The organism is Sulfitobacter sp. PS-8MA, assembly GCF_040933935.1.
Taxonomy (GTDB): Bacteria; Pseudomonadota; Alphaproteobacteria; order Rhodobacterales; family Rhodobacteraceae; genus Sulfitobacter.
On the sequence record NZ_JBFQYJ010000007.1, the window covers coordinates 322,483 to 341,170 of the forward strand.

Here is an 18,688-nt window from a genome sequence, read left to right on the forward strand (position 1 = left end):
CCTCCTTTTCATTTGTTGAACTCACCTTGAGCGTTGCACAGGTTTGGCATTTCACAAAGCATTTTTTGCCCAAGTTGACGTAGCGGCAACTTGCCAGGCCGGCGCGGGGGGCGTTCCTCCCCCGCGCGTTTCCCTTCCAAGCGCCACCCGCCAAAAGAGTGTCAGGCCCGCGCCATCAGCCGGGCGGTGATCAGGCGGAAGGGGATCAGCGCGATCAGGGCGATGGCCAGTTTCACCGACCAATCCGCCACGGCGAGCGAGACCCAGAGCGGGGCCAGCGGGCCACTGCCGAGGAGCGGCAGCATTTCGCCAGCCCATGCGACATCCGTGGCCGGGTGGAGAAAGGACAGCGCCGCGGAAAAGGCGATGGAGAAGAAAAGCGCCGTGTCGATCGCGCTGCTGATCAGGGTGCTGACCAGCGGGGCGCGCCACCAAGGGCCGCTCCGAAAGCGGTTGAAGATCGTCACGTCAAGCAACTGGGCGACCAAAAAGGCCGTGCCTGAGGCGAGGGCGATCCGCAGGGTGACCAGAGGGCCGAACTCGCCCATGATCTGGGTGCCGATCAGCGAACAGATGAGCCCGACAACGAAGCCCACCAGCACCACCCGGCGCGCGGCAGAGGCGCCGTAGAGGCGGTTCATCACATCGGTGACGAGGAAGGCCAGCGGATAGGTAAAGGCGCCCCATGTCAGCCATTGGCCAAAGAGAAACTGGACGAGGATATTCGAGGCCACAACAATAGCGGCCATGGCAAGAATGCCGGGGAGATAGGTGCGTGTCATATGTAAACCGTTTTGTGCAAGGGTGCGGCGACTTGGCCTGCGGGCATCGCAGACAGGCGGGCTTTAATCCTGCGGGCCGGGCTTGGCAAGGGTCAGCTCGACCACCTCATTGCGCTGCATCAAGAAGAAATTGTCGTCCGAGAGCAGGATTAGACGGGTTTGGCCCTTCGCATCCTGCCATGTGCCAAGTGCTTCAAGGTTGTCATATTGGCCCGGGCCGGTCGTCAGCAGGATCGTCTCGCCCAAATCGGGCGCGGTGAGGTCAAAGCTGCGAATGCGGCTGCGAAAGCCCAGCGGGGTCACGGTGCGTTCCAAGAGGTAGAGCGTGCCATCGGGCGCGAAATCAGCGCCAACGGGCAGGAAAGGCCCGCGCCGGGGGATCTTGGCGCCGGTGGTCCATTTCGCACCGTCGAAGGTATAGAGCGGAAAGTCCTGCCCCGAAGGCACCGATTGCTCGGGCAGGGCGAAAAGCCGTCCGTCCGGATGGGCCGCCAGCGCTTCGATCCCCGCATTGACCCCGAGCCGGGCGAAATCCGGATGTTTCGGCAACGGGGTGGTGATCCCGCTGTCGGGGTCCAGCCGGGCAACCCGGTGGTTATGCTCAAAGGAGATATAAAGCGCGCCGGTCTTGTCCCGGGCCAGCGCTTCGGGGTCATTGTCGTTTTTGCGCAGGGGCTTGCCGCCGGGGCCTTTCAGCGGCACCTGTTTCACGACCCGCAAGCCGACCAGATGCCCGTCTGCGCGGACCAGCCGCGCATGGACGAGCCGGCCCCGGTCCGAGACGGTGATCAAACGGCTGCCGTCCGCCGCGATCTCCACCCCCGAAAAACCGCCAAACCACGGGGCCGGATGGTGCCATGTGATACTGGGCTCGGCCTGCAGGACGGGTTCGGTCTGCGCCGCCGGAGCGGCACAGGACATCACAACCCAAAGCGGCAGCAGCGCGGCGGTCAGTCTGCGTTTAATACGGTGTTGCATTGGGCAGGCAGATCGGCAAGCAGCAGGTCGCGGCGTGGTTTGGTCTTGGGCGGTGTCGGGTCTGGCGGCGGCGGGTTCAGGATATTGCGCTGCCATTGCCGCGCATCTGCACAGCCGTCACCGGGCGGCGGCGGGGCCTGATCGACACAGCCCCGCGCCCCGCTGGGGCATTTCAGACGCACATGGAAATGGTAGTGATGCCCATACCAAGGCCGCACTTTGCGCAGCCAGCTGCGGTCGCCTTTCTCATCCTCGCACATCTGCACCTTGGCCCCGGGAAAGACAAAGATACGCGCGGTGCGCGGGTCTTGGGCCGCGGCTTTGATGACCTCGTGATGCGCAGGGGTCCAGGATGCGTTTACGTAGGCGCCTTTGGCCCGGCGCAGGGAGATCGACGAGATGCTCTCACGCTCTGCGCGGCTCAGGTTCAGCGATTTCGGCGGCAGCATCCAGATGTCGGCATCCAGACCGATCTGATGGCTGCGGTGGCCGGTCAGCATCGGCCCGCCCCGCGCCTGGCTCATGTCGCCCACATAGATGCCGGCCCAGCCGGGTTGCTGTGCGGCCTTGCGGCTGAGTTTCTGAACCATGTCGATGGTTTCGGGATGTGCCCAGTTGCGGTTGCGCGACAGCCGCATGGCCTGCCATGTCGGCCCGGTTTCCGGCAATTGCACCGCGCCCGCAAGACAGCCTTTCGAATAGCTGCCATAGGCGGCGGGCGACTGGCTGGAGGCAAAGCTCTTGGCCCCAAACAGCCGCTTGGCCACCACATTGTTCAGCGCCCCGCCGGAAGAGCCGATCGTGGGCAGGGCAACTTTCTTGCCGCTGATATCGGTCTCTGTCTCCCCCCCGCCGCAAGAGGCGAGCGCGAGGATCAGAGCGGCCGAAGCGAAGACACGGTGCAGCATCATCTGGCGAAATCTCCCTTGGGTTTCACCCATGCTAACAGGATCAAACCGATGATGAACAGCCCCACCACCGGGGTAATTCCCAGCCGCTGGCTGCCCGTGAGGTCGCTTGTGATGCCGATCAAGGCAGGCGCGAGAAAAGAGGTGGCCTTGCCCGAGAGCGCATAGAGCCCAAAGGCTTCGGTCATCCGCACGGGGTTTCCCTGCCGGGTCAGCATGTTGCGCGAGGAGGCCTGCAAGGCGCCCCCGGCGGCGCCGATCGACGCACCGGCGACATAGAAGAGGATATCGGGCAGCGCCGACCCCTCTGGCAAAGAAACGCCCATCACCGAATTCGGCCCGAGCGAGATGATCAGGCAGGCGGTCGCAACCAGGATCAGACAGCAGGCGACGATCACCGGCATCGGCCCATAGCGCCGGTCAATGCGGCCGCCCCAAACACAGAACACGGCGCCCGAAATGGCGGCCAGAATGCCAAAGATGCCGATCTCCTGGATCGACCAGTCCAGCACGCCAAGCGCATAGACCCCGCCGAAGGTATACATGCCGTTCAGCGCGTCGCGGTAGAACATCGACGAGCCGAGATAGGCCAGCAGCGAAGGGTGGTTCGGCAGGTGGCGCAGGGTGCGGGCGAGGTCTGACAGGCCGGCCCCGACGCGGATGCGCACCGCCCCCGGTTGGGGCGTGTCGCGCATGAAAAGAAAGAAGGGGACCATGAAGACCACGAACCAAGCCGCCACCAGGGGGCCAACGACGCGGGTGTCCGCCTTGGTTGCCGGATCGAGCCCGAAGAGCGGTGTCAGCCCGGCCATGGTGCGGCCATTGTCGCCGCTTTGAAACAGGGCGATCATCGCGATCAGGGCCAGCACACCGCCGGCGTAGCCAAAGGCCCAGCCATCGCCCGAAATACGCCCGCGCTCATCCGCGTCGGGGTGCAGCTCCGGCAGATAGGCATTGGTAAAGATCGTGGCAAATTCCATGCCGATCAGCCCGATGCCAAAGAAGAACAGCGCCCAGAGCATCGAAAACCCGTCCGGCGCGCTCCACCAAAGCGCGCCAGCGCCGGTCACATACATGGCCGAGAACAGCCAGATCCACGGCATCCGCCGGCCCGAGGAATCCGCCACCGCGCCAAGGATCGGGGCCAGTATCGCAATCGCAACCCCCGCCAGCGCCAGCCCATACCCCCAATAGGCCTGCGCCTGCGCCTTGGCGGCACGCAGGTCCATGCCGCCTTCGACCAGCGCCTGGGTCGCGGTCTGGGCGAAATAGGGGCCAAAGATAAAGGTCAGCAGCAGGGTGTTATAGGGCTGGCTCGCCCAGTCGAAAAAATACCATCCCCAGATACGCTTACGCCGCGTGATCTCTGCCATAATACGCCCTTTCGCGGCCTGCCTCGGGTCGAGTTAGAGCAGGGCGCGCGGCAAGGCGCAAGCTTGTGCTAACCGGTCTGGCTTTGACGGACGGCCTCGCTCTCTTGCATCGGCGGCCAGGGGCGGTGGCTGTCGGCGCGGATCCATTCGGCCACCCAACCCGGTATCGCCGGGGAGGCTTGCTGCCGGCCCATCGCGCTCAGCACTTTTTCCGGCGGGATCAGCCCGTTTTTATCCGTCACGGCAGAGCGGTAGAGCACATGGCTCGCGCATTCGCCGTTCGTCTTCCACATGGATTGTTCCAGATAGATGAATTTGTCGTCCCAGCAGAGCGTCCGGCTGCGCATCTCGAAGCTCTCGAACATGCGGATGCGGCGGCGAAAGCGGGTGCTGGAGCCTGCGATTGTGATCGCCCATTTGTTCTGCCGCAAAAGCGCGATCAACCCGGCGCGCTGCGCCATGGCGGTGCGGCCCAGATCATAAAGCGACAGCGCCCGCCCGTTGTTCAGCTCCATCCAGATGTCGAGATCATGCGGCCAGCAGATGTGGTGGCTGACATGGGTGTCGGTCAGATTTTCCAGCGGCGCCTGCCGCGCGGCGACGATGACGTCTTTTACCATGCGGATGATCGGGAACATCGGGCTTTCCTTTGTGTTGACGCTGCGCATCTGCGGCGGAAGGCACGCGGGGTCAAGCATAGACGTCGCGGCACTCTTGCCCTTTGCAGGCAGGGCGCTTAACTGTCTTGCGTCACACCAAGGGGGTATTCCATGACGTCGCTGTTCCAAATTCTGATGCTGCTTTTGAACATCGTTTGGTTCATCGTCATCGCCCATGTCATCATGTCCTGGCTGATCAACTTTCAGGTGCTGAACCTGCGCCAGCCGCTGGTGGCGCAGATCTGGGACGGGCTGAACCGTATTCTTGAGCCGGTCTATAGCCGCGTGCGCAATGTGATCCCGCCGATGGGCGGCCTTGATCTGGCGCCGCTGATCGTGCTGATCGCCGTGGCCATGGCGCGGATCGTGCTGACCAATAATGCAGCGGCCTTTTACTGATCCTGCGGCGCGCGCCTCTGCCGTGGGTATCGGGTCTTGTTCACGATTTGTTAGTGTGTGAGTCTGCATGAAAAGAGCAGACAATTTTACAGGTTTCCCATGACAGGCGCTGCCACGCTTCTTCGTGATGTATTCGGGTTTGATGGTTTCCGCCCCGGCCAGCAAGAGATTGTTGAGGCAGTCACCCATGGCGAGAACGTGCTCGCCATCATGCCCACGGGCGGTGGCAAATCCCTATGTTTCCAACTGCCGGCCCTGATGCGCGAAGGGGTTACGGTGGTGATCTCGCCACTGATTGCCCTGATGCGCGATCAGGTCCGCAGCCTGCAAGAGGCGGGCGTGGCGGCGGGGGCGCTGACCTCTGGCAACACGCCTGAGGAGACCGACGCGGTCTGGGAGGCGCTGGAGGCCGGCACGCTCAAACTGCTCTATATGGCGCCGGAACGGCTGGCGGCGGGCTCGGCCATGGGGATGCTGCGGCGCGTCGGTGTCAATCTCATCGCCGTGGACGAGGCGCATTGCGTCAGCCAATGGGGCCATGATTTCCGCCCTGACTACCTGCGCATTGGTGAATTGCGCCGCACGCTCGGCGTGCCGCTGGCGGCCTTCACCGCCACGGCAGATGCCGAAACCCAAGCCGAGATTGTCGAGAAGCTCTTCGACGGCACCCCGCCGCGCGCCTTTCTGCGCGGCTTTGACCGGCCCAATATCCACCTTGCTTTTGCCGCCAAGAACAAGCCGCGCGACCAGATCCTGAACTTCGCCGCCGCGCGGCGCGGCCAGTCGGGCATCGTCTATTGCGGCACAAGGGCCAAGACCGAGGGGCTGGCGAAAGCCCTGCGCGATCAGGGCCAGACCGCGCTGCATTACCACGGCGGGATGGAGGCCGAAGACCGCCGCATCGCCGAGCGCCGCTTCCAGCAGGAGGACGGGCTGATCGTCTGCGCCACCGTGGCATTTTGGCATGGGGGTCGATAAACCCGACATCCGCTGGGTCGCCCATGCCGATCTGCCCAAGTCGATCGAGGCCTATTATCAGGAGATTGGCCGTGCCGGGCGCGACGGCGCTCCAGCCGAGACGTTGACCCTTTTCGGCCCCGACGACATCCGCCTGCGCCGGGCGCAGATCGACGAAGGGCTGGCCCCACCGGAACGCCGCGCGGCGGATCACGGGCGGCTCAACGCGCTGCTGGGTCTGGCCGAGGCGCTGGAATGCCGCCGCAAGACGCTGCTGGGGTATTTCGATGAGACTGAAATCACCTGTGGCCGCTGCGACCTCTGCGATACCCGGCGGAGGTCTTCGACGGCACAACGGCGGTGCGCAAGGCGCTCTCGGCCATATTGCGCACCGATGAATGGTTCGGCGCCGGGCATCTGATCGACATCCTGCTGGGCAATGAGACCGAGAAAGTCCGCCAGCGCGGGCATCAGTCGCTGCCGACCTATGGCGTCGGCGGGGAATACAGCCGCAATGAATGGCAGGCGGTGTTCCGGCAGATGATGGGCCATGATCTCGTGCGCCCCGATGCCGAACGCCACGGTGCCTTGCGCATGACCGATGCGGCCCTGCCGCTCTTGCGCGGCGAAGCGTCGATCAACCTGCGGCGGGACAGTATCCGCGCGGCGGCGGCCAATCGGCGACCCGCGGTCAAGGCCATGGTCAGCGACGAGGATGCGCCGCTCCTGTCGGCGCTCAAAGCCAAACGCCGCGCTCTGGCCGAAGCCGCGCGGGTGCCCGCCTATATCATCTTCACCGACCGCACCTTGATCGAGATGGCCGAGGCCCGTCCGCAAAACCTTGACGCAATGGCAAAGATCGGCGGCGTCGGCGCGAAGAAGCTGGAGAATTACGGCGCGGCTTTCCTTGAGGTCATCAATGGCGAGGCGCAGCCGATGCACAAAGCGCGGCGCAAGCTCGCGGGGCGCGAAGCGGGCAATGTCTATGACCAGTTGCTACAAGTGCAGGCCGATCTGGCGCGCGGCGAGCAGGGCACCGAGAAGCCGCTGAGCTGCTCTGCTGCGATGCTGGCCAAGGTCGCGCAGCTGCGCAGCGCCGACAGCAGCGCCATTGAACGGCTGATCGGCGACAAACGCGCCGAGCGCTTTGGCCCCGCCTTTCTGGACGTTCTGCGCGACGCGGGCTAGATCTGCCCGACACGCCAAAGGAGGCCCCTATGCTCGTTGTTATCTCTCCCGCCAAACGGCTTGATTGGGCGGAGCGCGATCTGGATGTCACCCAGCCGGATTTTCAAGAAGATGCCATGCGTCTGGCCACCACAGCGCGCAATCTGACCCTGGGCGACCTGAAAAAGCTGATGGGGCTGAGCGATGATCTGGCCAAGCTGAACCGCGACCGGTTTCGCGCCTTTGACGCCGCGCCCGATGCCGCGGCAACCCGCCCCGCCGCTCTGGCCTTTGCCGGTGACACCTATCAGGGGTTGGAGGCCGCGAGCCTCGATGCGGATGAGATGGCCTATGCCCAAGATCACCTGCGCATCCTCTCGGGTCTCTACGGTGTGCTGCGCCCGCTGGACGCGATCCAAGCCTACCGGTTGGAGATGGGCAGCAGGTTGAAAACCCGGCGCGGCGGCAACCTCTATGACTACTGGCGCGACGCTTTGTCGAAAGCGCTGAACGCGCAGGCCGAGGCGACGGGCAGTGACATATTGGTCAATTGCGCCAGTCAGGAATATTTCGGCGCGGTCGATCTGAAAACCCTGAAGCTCAAGGTCATCACCCCGCAGTTCATGGAAGATAAGGGCGATGGCAAAGGGCCGAAGATCGTCAGTTTCTTTGCCAAAAAGGCCCGGGGGGCCATGGCGCGCTATATCGTGCAGCATCGCTTGCGCGACGCCGAGGCTTTGAAGGATTTCGACAGCGGCGGCTATGCTTTCCAGCCCGATGCCTCGACCCCGGACCGCCCGGTTTTCGTCCGCCCCTATCCCTCAGGCTGAGCGGCGCGCGCGCATGTCTTCTCCTCTGGCTCGGGCGGCAGCGGCGGGCGGGTGCTGGCTGGATGCGCGGCAAGGATACGTTCGATGATCTCGGGTTTGCGCAGGGGTTTGGTCAGATAGTGATCCAGCCCCGCCGCAAGGATGCCGGTATCGTCGCCGTCCATCGCATGGGCGGTCAGGGCGACGATGGGCACATGGCCGCCTGATTTTGCCTCCAGCGCGCGGATCGCGGTGGTGGCCTGTTTGCCGTCCATCCGGGGCATCGAAATATCCATGAAGATCAGATCGGGTTGAATCGTGCGGAACTGCGCGATGGCCTCTTCGCCGTTGCTGGCAAAGGTCAGGTCAACATCAAGATCCTTGATCATCTTGCGAAACACCAATTGGTTGGTCTTATTGTCCTCTGCCGCGAGTATGCGCATGGCTCGGGGCGGCGTGACGGCGGTCGCGGCGGCAGGTTCAACCGGTGCCGTGGGGTCCATCGACAGGGCGCCAAGCCGGGCCATCAAGCTTTGTCGCGGCACGGGTTTCTGCATCAGCCCCAACAGATGCTGCCGCGCCGGGTTCGCCTCCACCGCGCCGAGGTTTGAACTGAGCATGATCACCGGCGTGCTGTCCCCGCGGGCGCGCAATTGGCTGGTCATCTCCAACCCGTCCATGCCGGGCATATGGTGATCGGTGAGGATCAGATCGACCGAAGGATCAAGCCGCTCCAACGCCTGCGCACCGTTTTCGCAGCAGGTCACCTTGATGCTGAGATGGCTGAGTTGACGGTCCAGAATGGTGCGGTTCGCCTCGATATCGTCAACCACCATCACATGTTTCAACCCCTCCGGCAGCCGGGGGCGGGGCAGGGGGGCCGCCCCGCTGGGGGTGAGCGTGACCCGGAAGCCGAAATTCGATCCCACGCCCTCTTCGGAGGTCACCCAGATTTGCCCGCCCATCAGATCGATCAACCGCTGCGAGATCGCCAGGCCCAGCCCGGTGCCGTCAAACTGGCGGTTGCGTTCGTTTTCGACCTGATTGAACTCCTCGAAAATATGGTCGACCATATCGGCGGGGATGCCGACGCCCGTGTCCTCAATGCTGACATGTACATCGGTGGGCCCCCGGCATCGCCCGGCACGCCCGTCACCCGCACCAGCACATAGCCCTGGGCGGTGAATTTTACTGCATTGCCGATGAGGTTGGTCAGCACTTGCCGCAGCCGCCCCGGATCGCCGATCAACTGCGTGGGCAGGAAAAGATCGTAATCCAGCAGCAGATCGAGCCCCTTGGCGCGGGCCGAGGGCTGCAGCAGCATCAGGATCTCTTGAATGATCCGTTCCAGATCAAAGGGTTCGGGGTGCAGCTCAAGCTTGCGCGCCTCGATCTTGGAATAGTCCAGTACGTCATTGATGATGACCAAAAGCGCTTCGCCCGAGTTCTTGATCGTGTCGACATAGAGCGATTGCTCAGGCGTCAGCCCGGTATCCGTCAGCACATCGGCCATGCCGACGACACCGTTCATCGGGGTGCGGATTTCATGGCTCATATTGGCGAGGAAGGAGGATTTCGCCCGGTTCGCGCTCTCTGCCACGCTGCGGGCTTCCTTGAGCTGTTGCTCGTATTTCACCGTGGCCGTGATATCGAGGCAAAGCGACACCAGATCGCCCCCCGCACCGCGCTGGTTGACCAGTTTGATGTATTTGTCGTTCCAAAGCCGGATCACGGTCGGCTCAGGGTCGGTCTGATGCAGCCGTTCGATAAGCTGTTGTCGCCATTCATGCGGGGATTTCTCGGCGGTGTTGACGATGCCTTCGTCGGTCATGATCTGCACGATGGACACGATGCTGATCCCGGGTTTCACCATCTCCAGCCCGTCGAAGATATGCAGGTAGCTTCGGTTGGCCATGATCAGTTTGTTGTCTGCGTTGAACAGGGCAAACCCATCCTTGATCGCGTCGATCGATTGCCACAGCCGCCGTTCGGTCAGCGCGATGCGCTGGTTCGCCGCCGAAAGGTCCGATTTCACGCGCTGGTTCTCGCCCCGGATGGTTTCAACCTCGGCCCGGGTCTCGACGATCTCCTCGGTCAACTGTTGCGCATGTTCGCCCAGCTTGCGGTTGGCGGCGAAAAGCTCGGCCTGTTTCAACTCCAGCATCCGCTCCGCCGCCAATCGGCTGCGGCGCTCTTCGGTCAGCATCTGGGCAAGGCTCATGGCGGCTCCGGCGTGGCAGGTCTTTGGGTCGCAATCTGGCCGGGCTTGGTAAATATCCGTTAAACGGCGGCAGGTTTTCGGCGCTGCCGCGGGCGTGATCCCGCCACCGGGCGGGGCGTGGGGCAATTGCCGAAGGGGACGAAGGCGGTTAGAGCATGAGGCATGAAACATGCGCTTGCCTCCCTGTTCTGCCTGAGCTTTGCCGCGCCGCTTGGCGCGCATCCGCATATCTTTGTCGATACCGGGCTTGAGGTGATCGTCGATGCGGAGGGGCGGTTGACCCATCTGCGGATCACCTGGGCTTACGATGAATTCTATTCCTTGCTGGTGACCGAAGACCGCGGCCTTGATCCCGATTATGACGGGGTGCTGACCAAGGCCGAAATCGCCGCGCTCAACGGGTTCGACATGCAATGGATCGAAGGCTTCAACGGCGACACCGTGCTGCTGAAGGCGGGGGCGGAATTGCCGCTCTCGGCCCCGCAGGAGGTGGAGACGAAATTCACCGAAGGCCGGATCGTCACCACCCATCTGCGCGCGGTCGAAGGAGCACAGCCAGAGGCCAGCGGGCTGGTGATCAAACCCTATGATCCGACCTATTACACCGCCTATGAGGTCGTCGGCAAAGTGACTGTCACCGGGAATGACGCCTGCCGCGCGCGGGTGAAAATGCCGGATATGACAGCCGATCTGCGGGCGCTTCAGGCCGATCTCAGCAAGCTGGATGCGCAGACTGATCCGAGCGATGTGGGCCTGCCCAATCTGGGCGCGGCGCTTGCCAATGAGGTGGTTGTCACATGCGAAAGCTCATAACCCTTGCCGCGCTCGTCACCCTGGTGACCCTTGCCGCGCTCTGGTGGACCGGGGGCTTTGCCGCTTTGGCGCAATGGGCGGCCGGGCAGCAACGGGGGTTTCAGAACAGCATCGCCGGCGGGCTGCGGGCCACGCGGGGCGGCGATATGGCGGCGTTCTGGACGGTGCTGCTGGCCTCCTTTGCCTATGGTGTCGTTCATGCGGCGGGGCCGGGCCATGGCAAGATCGTCATCGGCGGATATGGTTTGGCCCGGCAGGTGCCGATGCTGCGCCTCTCCCTGATCGCGCTGGCGGCCTCCTTGGGGCAGGCGGTGACGGCGGTGGCGCTGGTCTATGCCGGGATCATGCTTTTGGGGCTGGGACGCGAAGCGCTGGTTGGGGTGACCGAGAGCATCATGGCCCCCGTCAGCTATGCGGCGATTGCGCTGATCGGGCTTTGGCTGATCTGGCGCGGGCTGCGCCATGCGCGGCGGACCAGCACCGCCGGTCCTGACGCGGTCTGCGGCCATTGCGGCCATGCCCATGGGCCGAGCATCGAGGCGGTGCAGCAGGCCGGAAACCTGCGCGACGCATTGCTGTTGATCGGCGGGATCGCGATGCGGCCCTGTACCGGGGCGCTCTTTGTGCTGGTCATCACCTGGCATATGGGGATCGGCGGGGTCGGCGTGCTTGGCGCCTTCGCCATGGCGCTTGGCACCGGCTTGGTCACCATCGCCACCGGACTGGCCGCGACGGGTCTGCGGGCGGGGCTGCTGGGCGGGTTTTCCGGCTCCCCCCGGCTCGCTCAGGCGGCGGCATTGGCCGAGCTGACCGCCGGCATGACCGTCGTGGTCTTGGCAAGCGGCCTGTTGCTGCGCGCGCTTTAGCGGCGGCCCTCGCGCAGCCAGGCGGCGGTGATCAGAAACCCTGAGAGCAACAGGACCAGCCAGCCCGGCAGCAGCGGCGTCTGGCGCAGGTCGCGGGTCTCATAGGCGCCGCGCGGGGTCAGCCCGAGCCAGCCGCGGCCCGCGGCGGGGCGGCCAAGGCGCACCTCGCGCAGGCGCGGCAGACCGTCTTCCACCCGCGCGACGCCACCGCGCAGCGCGTCGATCACCGGGCGCAGGGCGTCGTCGCTGGCAATGGTCTCGACAAATTCGCGCGGGGCGGCGGGGCCGAGGCCGATGACGGTGACCTCGTCGCCGTTCTCCAGCCGGTAGAGACCGATGTCCTCGCCGGTATGCGCTGCCTCAAAACGTCCCGGCCCGGCCGGGGTGAGGGACAGTTCGGTCACGCTGCCATCGGGGGCGGTGAGGGTGAGAGGCGGCACGGTTTCGTCCAGCGTGCGGCGGGTGATGCGCATGCTGAGCCCCTCGGCGCTGGCGGTCAGCGCCTCTTCCTCAAGCTCCGGTTCCTTCATCATCCAATGGGCCAGACGGCGCAGCAGCTCCAACTGCGGCCCGCCGCCCTCATAGCCTCGGTTCCAGAGCCACGCGTGATCGGAGGCCAGCAGCGCCACACGGCCCTCGCCGACGCGGTCCAGCACCAGCAGCGGACGCTGATCCGCGCCGCTCATCACCACATCGCCGCGCTCGGCGGTCACATCGATCTGGCGCAGCCAGCGGCCCCAGTCGCCCTTGCCCGGCAGGTCGGCGGTGACCGGGTGACGCTGGCCTAGATCGGTGACGGCGGGCGGATAGGCTTCTTCCAGCACCCGGGCCGTGGGCGTCGCGGGCAGCACCGTGCCAAGCGGGGAGCGGTAGAGACTGTCGGCGCTGGCGAAATCCGGCCCGGCGGCGACCAGCACCGCGCCCCCGTTGCGCACATATTGCGCCACGTTATCGAGGTAGAGCGCCGGCAGAATGCCGCGCCGTTGGTAGCGGTCAAAGATGATCAGATCGAAGTCGTCGATCTTATCCATGAAAAGCTCGCGCGTCGGGAAGGCGATCAGCGAAAGCTCATTGACCGGCACGCCGTCCTGTTTGTCCGGCGGGCGCAGAATGGTGAAATGCACCAGATCGACGGAACTGTCGGACTTCAGCAGGTTGCGCCATGTGCGCCCCCCGGCATGCGGCTCGCCCGAGACCAGCAGCACGCGCAGCCGGTCGCGCACGCCGTTCATCTGAATAAGCGCGGCATTGTTGCGGTCGGTCAGTTCCCCCTCGGCCTCGGGCAGGGAAAAGCGGATCACATTGCGCCCACCATGGGGCAGGGTGACGGGCAGGTCGATGTCTTGGCCCACCGGCACGTTAAAGCTCTGCGGGTCTTCTCCGTCGACCGAGATATCAAGCTGGGTCAGCCCGCCGCTTTCAGGCGCGGCCCCCAGATCGTCGATGCGCAGGGTCAGGGTCACCGGCTCGCCGATAATGGCAAAGGCCGGGGCGTTGCGCACGGTCAGGCGGCGGTCCCAATCGCTCTGCTTGCCGGTTTGCAGCAGATGCAGCGGGGCGGGCAGGTCGAGCGGCAGATCGGCGTCATGCACGCGGCCATCGCTGATCGCCAGAATACCGGCAATGCGTGCGCGCGGCTCTTCGGCCAGCGCATCGGCCAGCGTGGTCATCAGCCGGGTGCCCGCGTCCTCGGCCCCGTCCGGCACGGTGATGCGGCGCAGTTCGGTATTGGGGCGGGCGGTGATACGCGCCGCCATGGCCTCGGCGGCGGCTTCGGTCTGCGCGCCGCGGTCGCTCAAACGCTGGCTGGCGCTTCGTCCTCAAGCAGCAGCACGATGTCATTCAGCGGCGCGCGGTCTTCGGTCTGGTAGGACGGGCCGGCCAATGCGGCGAGCACCACCGCGGCGGCCAGTCCGCGCAGCGCCCAGCCCGACAGGCCGCGCCAGAGCGCCAGGGTGACGCCCAACATCGCCAGCAGGGCCAAAGCCACCAGCAGCGGCAGCGGGATCAGCGGGTCAAAGATTACCGAAGCACTCATTGGCCCAACCTATCCAGCAGCGCCGGCACATGGACCTGATCGGATTTATAATTGCCGGTCAGCACATGCATCACGAGGTTCACGCCAAAGCGGTAGGCCAGCTCGCGCTGCCGTTCCCCCGCAAAACCGCGCCCGATCGGCAAAAGCGGCGCCCCATCGCGGCGCACGGCCCAGGCGGCGGCCCAGTCATTGCCGCCGATCACCACCGGCGTCACCCCGTCATTGAGGTTGCGAAAGGGCATGCCTTCGATCTTCTCGGCATCCGGCGGCGCGGCTTCGACCCAGACATCGCGGCTGCTGTAGCGGCCGGGGTAGTCTTGCAGCAGATAGAAGGTGCGGGTCAGCACATGGTCATCCGGCAGCGGCTCCAGCGGCGGAATGTCGAGCGGGGCGGCCAGGTCTTGCAGCTTGCGCCCATTGGGGCTGGCGGCACCGTAGGAGGCGATATCGGCATCGCGGGTGTCAAACAGGATCAGCCCGCCCGAGCGCAGGTAGTCGTTGAGCTTGGCATAGGCCTCGGTCGAGGGGGCGCGGCTGGTCGGGGGTCACCGGCCAATAGAGGATCGGGAAAAAGGCCAGTTCGTCCCGCTCCAGATCGACACCGGTGGGCAGGGCGGGCTCGACCGAGGTACGGAAATAGAGCGTGTCGGACAGGCCCATCAGCCCGGCGCGGGCAATCTCGTCGACCTCTTCATTGCCGGTCAGGACATGGGCGAGCGTGACTTCCGAGGCGGCGCGCAGGGCGAAGCTTTCGGGGTCGTCTTCCTGCGCATCGGCGCTTTGGGACATGAGGCCGAATGCGAGCAGGAGGGCCAGCGTGCTGCCCGAACGGCGGAGCAGAAGGCCCGACAGCGCCAGCGACGCAAGAACATCAGCGACCAACAGAAGGATCGCGAGAGACAGAAGCGCCCCCGCGAGGGGCTGTTCGGGGGGCAGGGACAAGCCGCGCAGCGGCACATCGGCAGGCCAGTTCGCGGGCGTGAGCCGCGTCTCCCCGGTCAGCACATTGCGCGCCAGCCGCCTGTCTTCGGAACCGTAGATGCCCGGCGGCAGAGCCGGCCCGGCGGGGGCCGAAATCAGGTCCGGCCCGGCAACCCCGGGCAGGTTGCCCGCGTCCGAAAGGCTGCCGAAGCCGTCCATCACCCGCAGCGGGGTCCATGTGGTGCCGTCGAGACGGCCCGCGTCCGGCGTGCTGGCCCCCGAGGAGATGGCCAGCCGTTCCATCATCTGGACGAAAAGGCCCGACAGCGGCAGGGTCGACCATTCCGCCGTGGCGGTGACATGGAAGAGCACGATCTGCCCCTGACCCACGGATTTGCGCGTCACCAGCGGGGTGCCATCGCTGAGCGCGGCGATCACCCGGTCGGCCAGCGTCGGGTCAGGCTGGGCGACGACCTGGGCGGAAACGGTGACATCCTCCGGCACGGGCAGGCCGTAGAAGGGCGAGCCATTGCGGAAGGGCGCGAGCGCTTTCGGCTCCCCCCAGGACATCGCGCCCCCGACGCTGCGCCCCCCGGCACGCAGCCGCACGGGCATCAGCGGGTCTTCGTCCCTGCGGCTCACGTCACTGGCGGCGATGCGCGGCCCGGCGAAACGAATGAGCATGCCGCCCTGATCGATCCAGTCTCGCAAGGGTTCGGCCTCGGCGGGGGCGAGGGTGGCCACATCGGCCAGCACGATCACGTCGGGGTTGGCGGGCAGTACCTCCCGCAGGGTGCCGTCGATCAGATCGGCGCTCGGGGCCAGCGCCTGTTCGATGTAATGCAGCGGCGAAAGCAGTTGCAGCCCTTCCTCAGCGCCCCGCCCGCCGATCAGCGCGACTTCGCGGCGGCGCAGCCCGTCATCTACGAGGGTCCGCGCCCCGGCAGAGCGTTGGCCCGCGATGTCGAAAGAGGTCAGCCGCGCGCGCATCTCGGCAGGCAGCGAGAGGGAGGTGCTGGCCTCGGTCGCCCCCGCCTCGAAGGTCGCCTTGGCGGTGGCCAGGACGCGGGCGTTGCCCGCCGGATCGCGGCCCTCGGCCTGCACCACGGTCTCGCGTTCCGGCCCGGGCGCGGCGCGGCGCAGGGTCAGGTCGATCGCGCCGTCTTGGTAGACCGCAGGGGCGATGCCGATGACATTGCTGCCCGATTGATGCACTTCCACCGCGCCGCGGTCTTGCAAGGTGGCGAGCAGGTCAGAACGGCCCGGATAGTCCAGACCATCGCTGAACCACAGCGTATCGAAAGCGGGCAGCTTGGCCATGATCTCTTGCGCGCGGGTGATCTCGGCCGGGCTGGGCTGCCAGGGGGCGGGGGTCAGACCGGCAAGGCGGCTGCGCCAGGCTTCGGCGGATTGAAAGGTCGGCACCTGCGGATCGGTGAGGCTGAGGATGCCCAGCGTCCGCTCGGCCCGCCCGGCGCGGCTGAGTTGCGCGTCTACGGCGGCCATCTGTCGGTCCCAGCGGCTGGCCCCGGCCCAAGAGCCGTCGAGCACGATGAGCAGCGGCCCGCTGCCCTGTTCCGTCTCGGCCTGCGGGTTCAGCACCGGGCCGGCGAGGCCCAGAATGATCGCCGCCACCGCCAGCATACGTAGCAACAGCAGCCACCAGGGGGTGCGGTCCGTCGTGCTTTCGGCGTCGGTAAGGCCCAGAAGCAGCGCCACGCCGGGAAAGCGGCGGCGGATCGGGGCCGGCGGCACGGCGCGCAGGATCAGCCAGAGGATCGGCAGGGCGAGCAGCGCCAGCAACAGCCAGGGCGCGGTGAAACCGATGCCGCCAAAGACGCTCATGCCGGCCCCCCTTGGCGCGCGTCAAGCGCCGCATAGAGCCAGAGCAGTGCGGATTGCGCCGAGGCATCCGTGTGGTGCAGCCCGTAGCGCCAGCCGGTGCGGGCGCAGAGCTGTTGCAATTCGTCTTTGCGCGCGGCGAGCCGGTCAAGATAGCTCTCGCGCAGGTCGTTGGCTTTCAGGGTTTCATGGCGCAGTGACCCGCCGATGCTTTCAAAGATCGTGCGACCGGTGAAGGGGAAGGCTTCTTCCGACGGGTCCAGCAGGTGGTAGAGGATGCCGCGCACGCCGCGGTCGGCGGCCTTGGTCAGCGCGGTCTGCACCGGGGCGAGATCCCCCATGAAATCAGAGATGAAGATCGCCCGCGCATGGGGGATCATGCCACGATGTTCGGGCGGGCTGTAGTCTTGCGCATCCTCTTTGCTAAGCATCTCGGCCAGACGTAAAATTTGCGGATTGCCGCGCCGGGGCGGCAGCGCCGTGCCGGCAAGGCCGACCCGTTCCCCCCCGCGCAAGAGCAGGATCGACAGCGCCAGCCCCAACAGACGCGCGCGGTCCGCCTTATCCGGCAGCGCCTTGGTGGAGGCAAAGCGCATCGACGCCCCCTGATCGACCCAGAGCATCACCGACTGGGCGATCTGCCATTCGCGCTCGCGCACGAACTCCTGATCGCCCCGCGCCGAGCGGCGGTGATCCACCATGCGGCGGCTGTCGCCGATCTGCGCCGGGCGGTATTGCCAGAAATCATCCCCCGTTCCGGCCCGCCGCCGCCCATGAGCACCGGGCAGCACGGCACCGGCCAGGTGCTCGGCCCGCGCCAGAAGCGCGGGCAGCCGGGCCGCTTCGCCTTCGGCGCAGGCTCTGAGGGACAGGGGGGAATGGCTCACGCGGCGGCCTTTTTCCCGATCAGTTGACCGGCGGTGTCATCGATCAGCCCTTGCAGGCTTTCGCCGCGCGCCCGGGCGGCAAAATTCAGCGCCATGCGGTGGCTCAATACCGGGCGGGCCATCGCCAGCACATCTTCGGCCGAGGGGGCCAGACGCCCGTCCAGCAAGGCACGGGCGCGCACCGTCAGCATCAGCGCCTGCGCCGCCCGCGGCCCCGGCCCCCAGGCGACACTGTCGCGCACCGGCTGGGTCGCCTCCGCTTCCTCCGGGCGGAAGGCGCGGACGAGATCGAGGATCAGTTCGACCACACTGTCGCCCACCGGCATGCGGCGCAGCAGGGACTGCGCGGCGAGTAGGTTCTCGGCGGTGAAGACGGGGCGCACCGCGCCCTCTTCGACGCCGGTGGTGGCGATCAGAATGTCGCGTTCGGTGGCGCGGTCGGGGTAGGCCACGTCGATCTGCACGAGGAAACGGTCAAGCTGCGCTTCGGGCAGCGGGTAGGTGCCTTCCTGCTCAATCGGGTTTTGCGTGGCGAGCACGTGGAAGGGCTGGCCGAGCGCGCGGTCCTGCCCCGCGACGGTCACGGTCTTTTCCTGCATCGCCTGCAAGAGTGCCGACTGGGTGCGCGGGCTGGCGCGGTTGATCTCATCCGCCATCAGGAGCTGGCAGAAAATCGGCCCTTCGACAAAGCGAAAGGCGCGGCTGCCGTCTGGCGCGGTGTCGAGCACTTCGGAGCCCAAGATATCGGCGGGCATCAGGTCGGGCGTGAACTGCACCCGATTGCCCTGCAGCCCCATGACCGTGCTCAGCGTTTCCACCAAACGCGTCTTGCCCAGACCCGGCAGGCCGATCAGCAGCCCGTGGCCACCGCAAAGCAGCGCGGTGAGCGCAAGGTCCACAACCTGCGCCTGCCCGACGAAACGCCCGGTGATCGATTGCTTGGCTTCTGCCAGCTTTTCGGTCAGCGCTTCGATATGCGCGATCAGATCATCCGCTTCGGCCATGACATTTCTTTCCCCGGAGTTATATCTTTCAGGTGTAAGTGTATCGCGACCAAAGGGAATGGCA

11 protein-coding genes and 4 pseudogenes are annotated in these 18,688 nt (G+C 65.7%); 5 read left to right on the forward strand and 10 right to left on the reverse strand.

Features of this window, described 5'->3' with window-relative positions; translation table 11 throughout:
• Positions 1–161: 161 nt before the first annotated feature.
• The 5 genes from AB4M76_RS14945 to AB4M76_RS14965 form a co-directional block, all read right to left on the reverse strand.
• Complete coding sequence (locus AB4M76_RS14945; protein WP_368442800.1) at positions 162–782, reverse strand: queuosine precursor transporter; 621 nt, start codon at positions 780–782, stop codon at positions 162–164.
• 63 nt (positions 783–845) lie between these two features.
• Positions 846–1,760, reverse strand: coding sequence for an esterase-like activity of phytase family protein (locus tag AB4M76_RS14950; protein ID WP_368442801.1), 915 nt, complete (start codon positions 1,758–1,760; stop codon positions 846–848).
• On the reverse strand, positions 1,733–2,671 hold the full coding sequence (gene mepA / locus AB4M76_RS14955; protein WP_368442802.1) for a penicillin-insensitive murein endopeptidase: 939 nt from the start codon (positions 2,669–2,671) through the stop codon (positions 1,733–1,735). Before mepA ends, AB4M76_RS14950 begins: the two co-directional genes overlap by 28 nt.
• Positions 2,668–4,041, reverse strand: coding sequence for an MFS transporter (locus tag AB4M76_RS14960; protein WP_368442803.1), 1,374 nt, complete (start codon positions 4,039–4,041; stop codon positions 2,668–2,670). The genes mepA and AB4M76_RS14960 overlap by 4 nt, the downstream gene beginning before the upstream one ends.
• Before the next feature lie 68 nt (positions 4,042–4,109).
• Positions 4,110–4,679 (reverse strand): acyl-CoA thioesterase, encoded by a 570-nt coding sequence (locus AB4M76_RS14965; RefSeq protein ID WP_368442805.1) that lies wholly within the window; start codon positions 4,677–4,679, stop codon positions 4,110–4,112.
• A 132-nt stretch (positions 4,680–4,811) separates the two neighbouring features.
• On the opposite strand from AB4M76_RS14965, the gene AB4M76_RS14970 reads away from it, so the two are divergent.
• The 3 genes and pseudogenes from AB4M76_RS14970 (at position 4,812) to yaaA (ending at position 8,053) form a co-directional block, all read left to right on the forward strand.
• A complete protein-coding gene (locus tag AB4M76_RS14970; protein WP_067267829.1) occupies positions 4,812–5,099 on the forward strand; it encodes a YggT family protein in 288 nt (95 codons plus the stop codon).
• 99 nt (positions 5,100–5,198) lie between these two features.
• A pseudogene (gene recQ, locus AB4M76_RS14975) lies at positions 5,199–7,244 on the forward strand (DNA helicase RecQ).
• A gap of 29 nt (positions 7,245–7,273) precedes the next feature.
• On the forward strand, positions 7,274–8,053 hold the full coding sequence (yaaA, locus tag AB4M76_RS14980; RefSeq protein WP_368442806.1) for a peroxide stress protein YaaA: 780 nt from the start codon (positions 7,274–7,276) through the stop codon (positions 8,051–8,053).
• Here yaaA and AB4M76_RS14985 read toward each other — a convergent pair.
• Positions 8,038–10,253: pseudogene (locus AB4M76_RS14985) on the reverse strand (response regulator). The gene yaaA and the pseudogene AB4M76_RS14985 overlap by 16 nt on opposite strands.
• A 162-nt stretch (positions 10,254–10,415) precedes the next feature.
• Here AB4M76_RS14985 and AB4M76_RS14990 point away from each other — a divergent pair.
• Positions 10,416–11,066 (forward strand): DUF1007 family protein, encoded by a 651-nt coding sequence (locus tag AB4M76_RS14990; RefSeq protein WP_368442807.1) that lies wholly within the window; start codon positions 10,416–10,418, stop codon positions 11,064–11,066.
• Positions 11,051–11,932 (forward strand): nickel/cobalt transporter, encoded by an 882-nt coding sequence (locus AB4M76_RS14995; RefSeq protein WP_368442808.1) that lies wholly within the window; start codon positions 11,051–11,053, stop codon positions 11,930–11,932. The genes AB4M76_RS14990 and AB4M76_RS14995 overlap by 16 nt, the downstream gene beginning before the upstream one ends.
• Here the strand turns inward: AB4M76_RS14995 and AB4M76_RS15000 are convergent.
• The 4 genes and pseudogenes from AB4M76_RS15000 to AB4M76_RS15015 form a co-directional block, all read right to left on the reverse strand.
• Positions 11,929–13,970, reverse strand: a pseudogene (locus tag AB4M76_RS15000) (hypothetical protein). The gene AB4M76_RS14995 and the pseudogene AB4M76_RS15000 overlap by 4 nt on opposite strands.
• Positions 13,967–16,736, reverse strand: a pseudogene (locus AB4M76_RS15005) (DUF4159 domain-containing protein). Before AB4M76_RS15005 ends, AB4M76_RS15000 begins: the two co-directional pseudogenes overlap by 4 nt.
• A complete protein-coding gene (locus tag AB4M76_RS15010; protein WP_368442809.1) occupies positions 16,733–17,620 on the reverse strand; it encodes a DUF58 domain-containing protein in 888 nt (295 codons plus the stop codon). Before AB4M76_RS15010 ends, AB4M76_RS15005 begins: the two are co-directional and overlap by 4 nt.
• The gene (locus AB4M76_RS15015; protein WP_368442810.1) at positions 17,617–18,624 is read right to left on the reverse strand and encodes an AAA family ATPase; all 1,008 of its coding nucleotides are present in this window, start codon (positions 18,622–18,624) and stop codon (positions 17,617–17,619) included. The genes AB4M76_RS15010 and AB4M76_RS15015 overlap by 4 nt, the downstream gene beginning before the upstream one ends.
• Positions 18,625–18,688 lie beyond the last annotated feature (64 nt).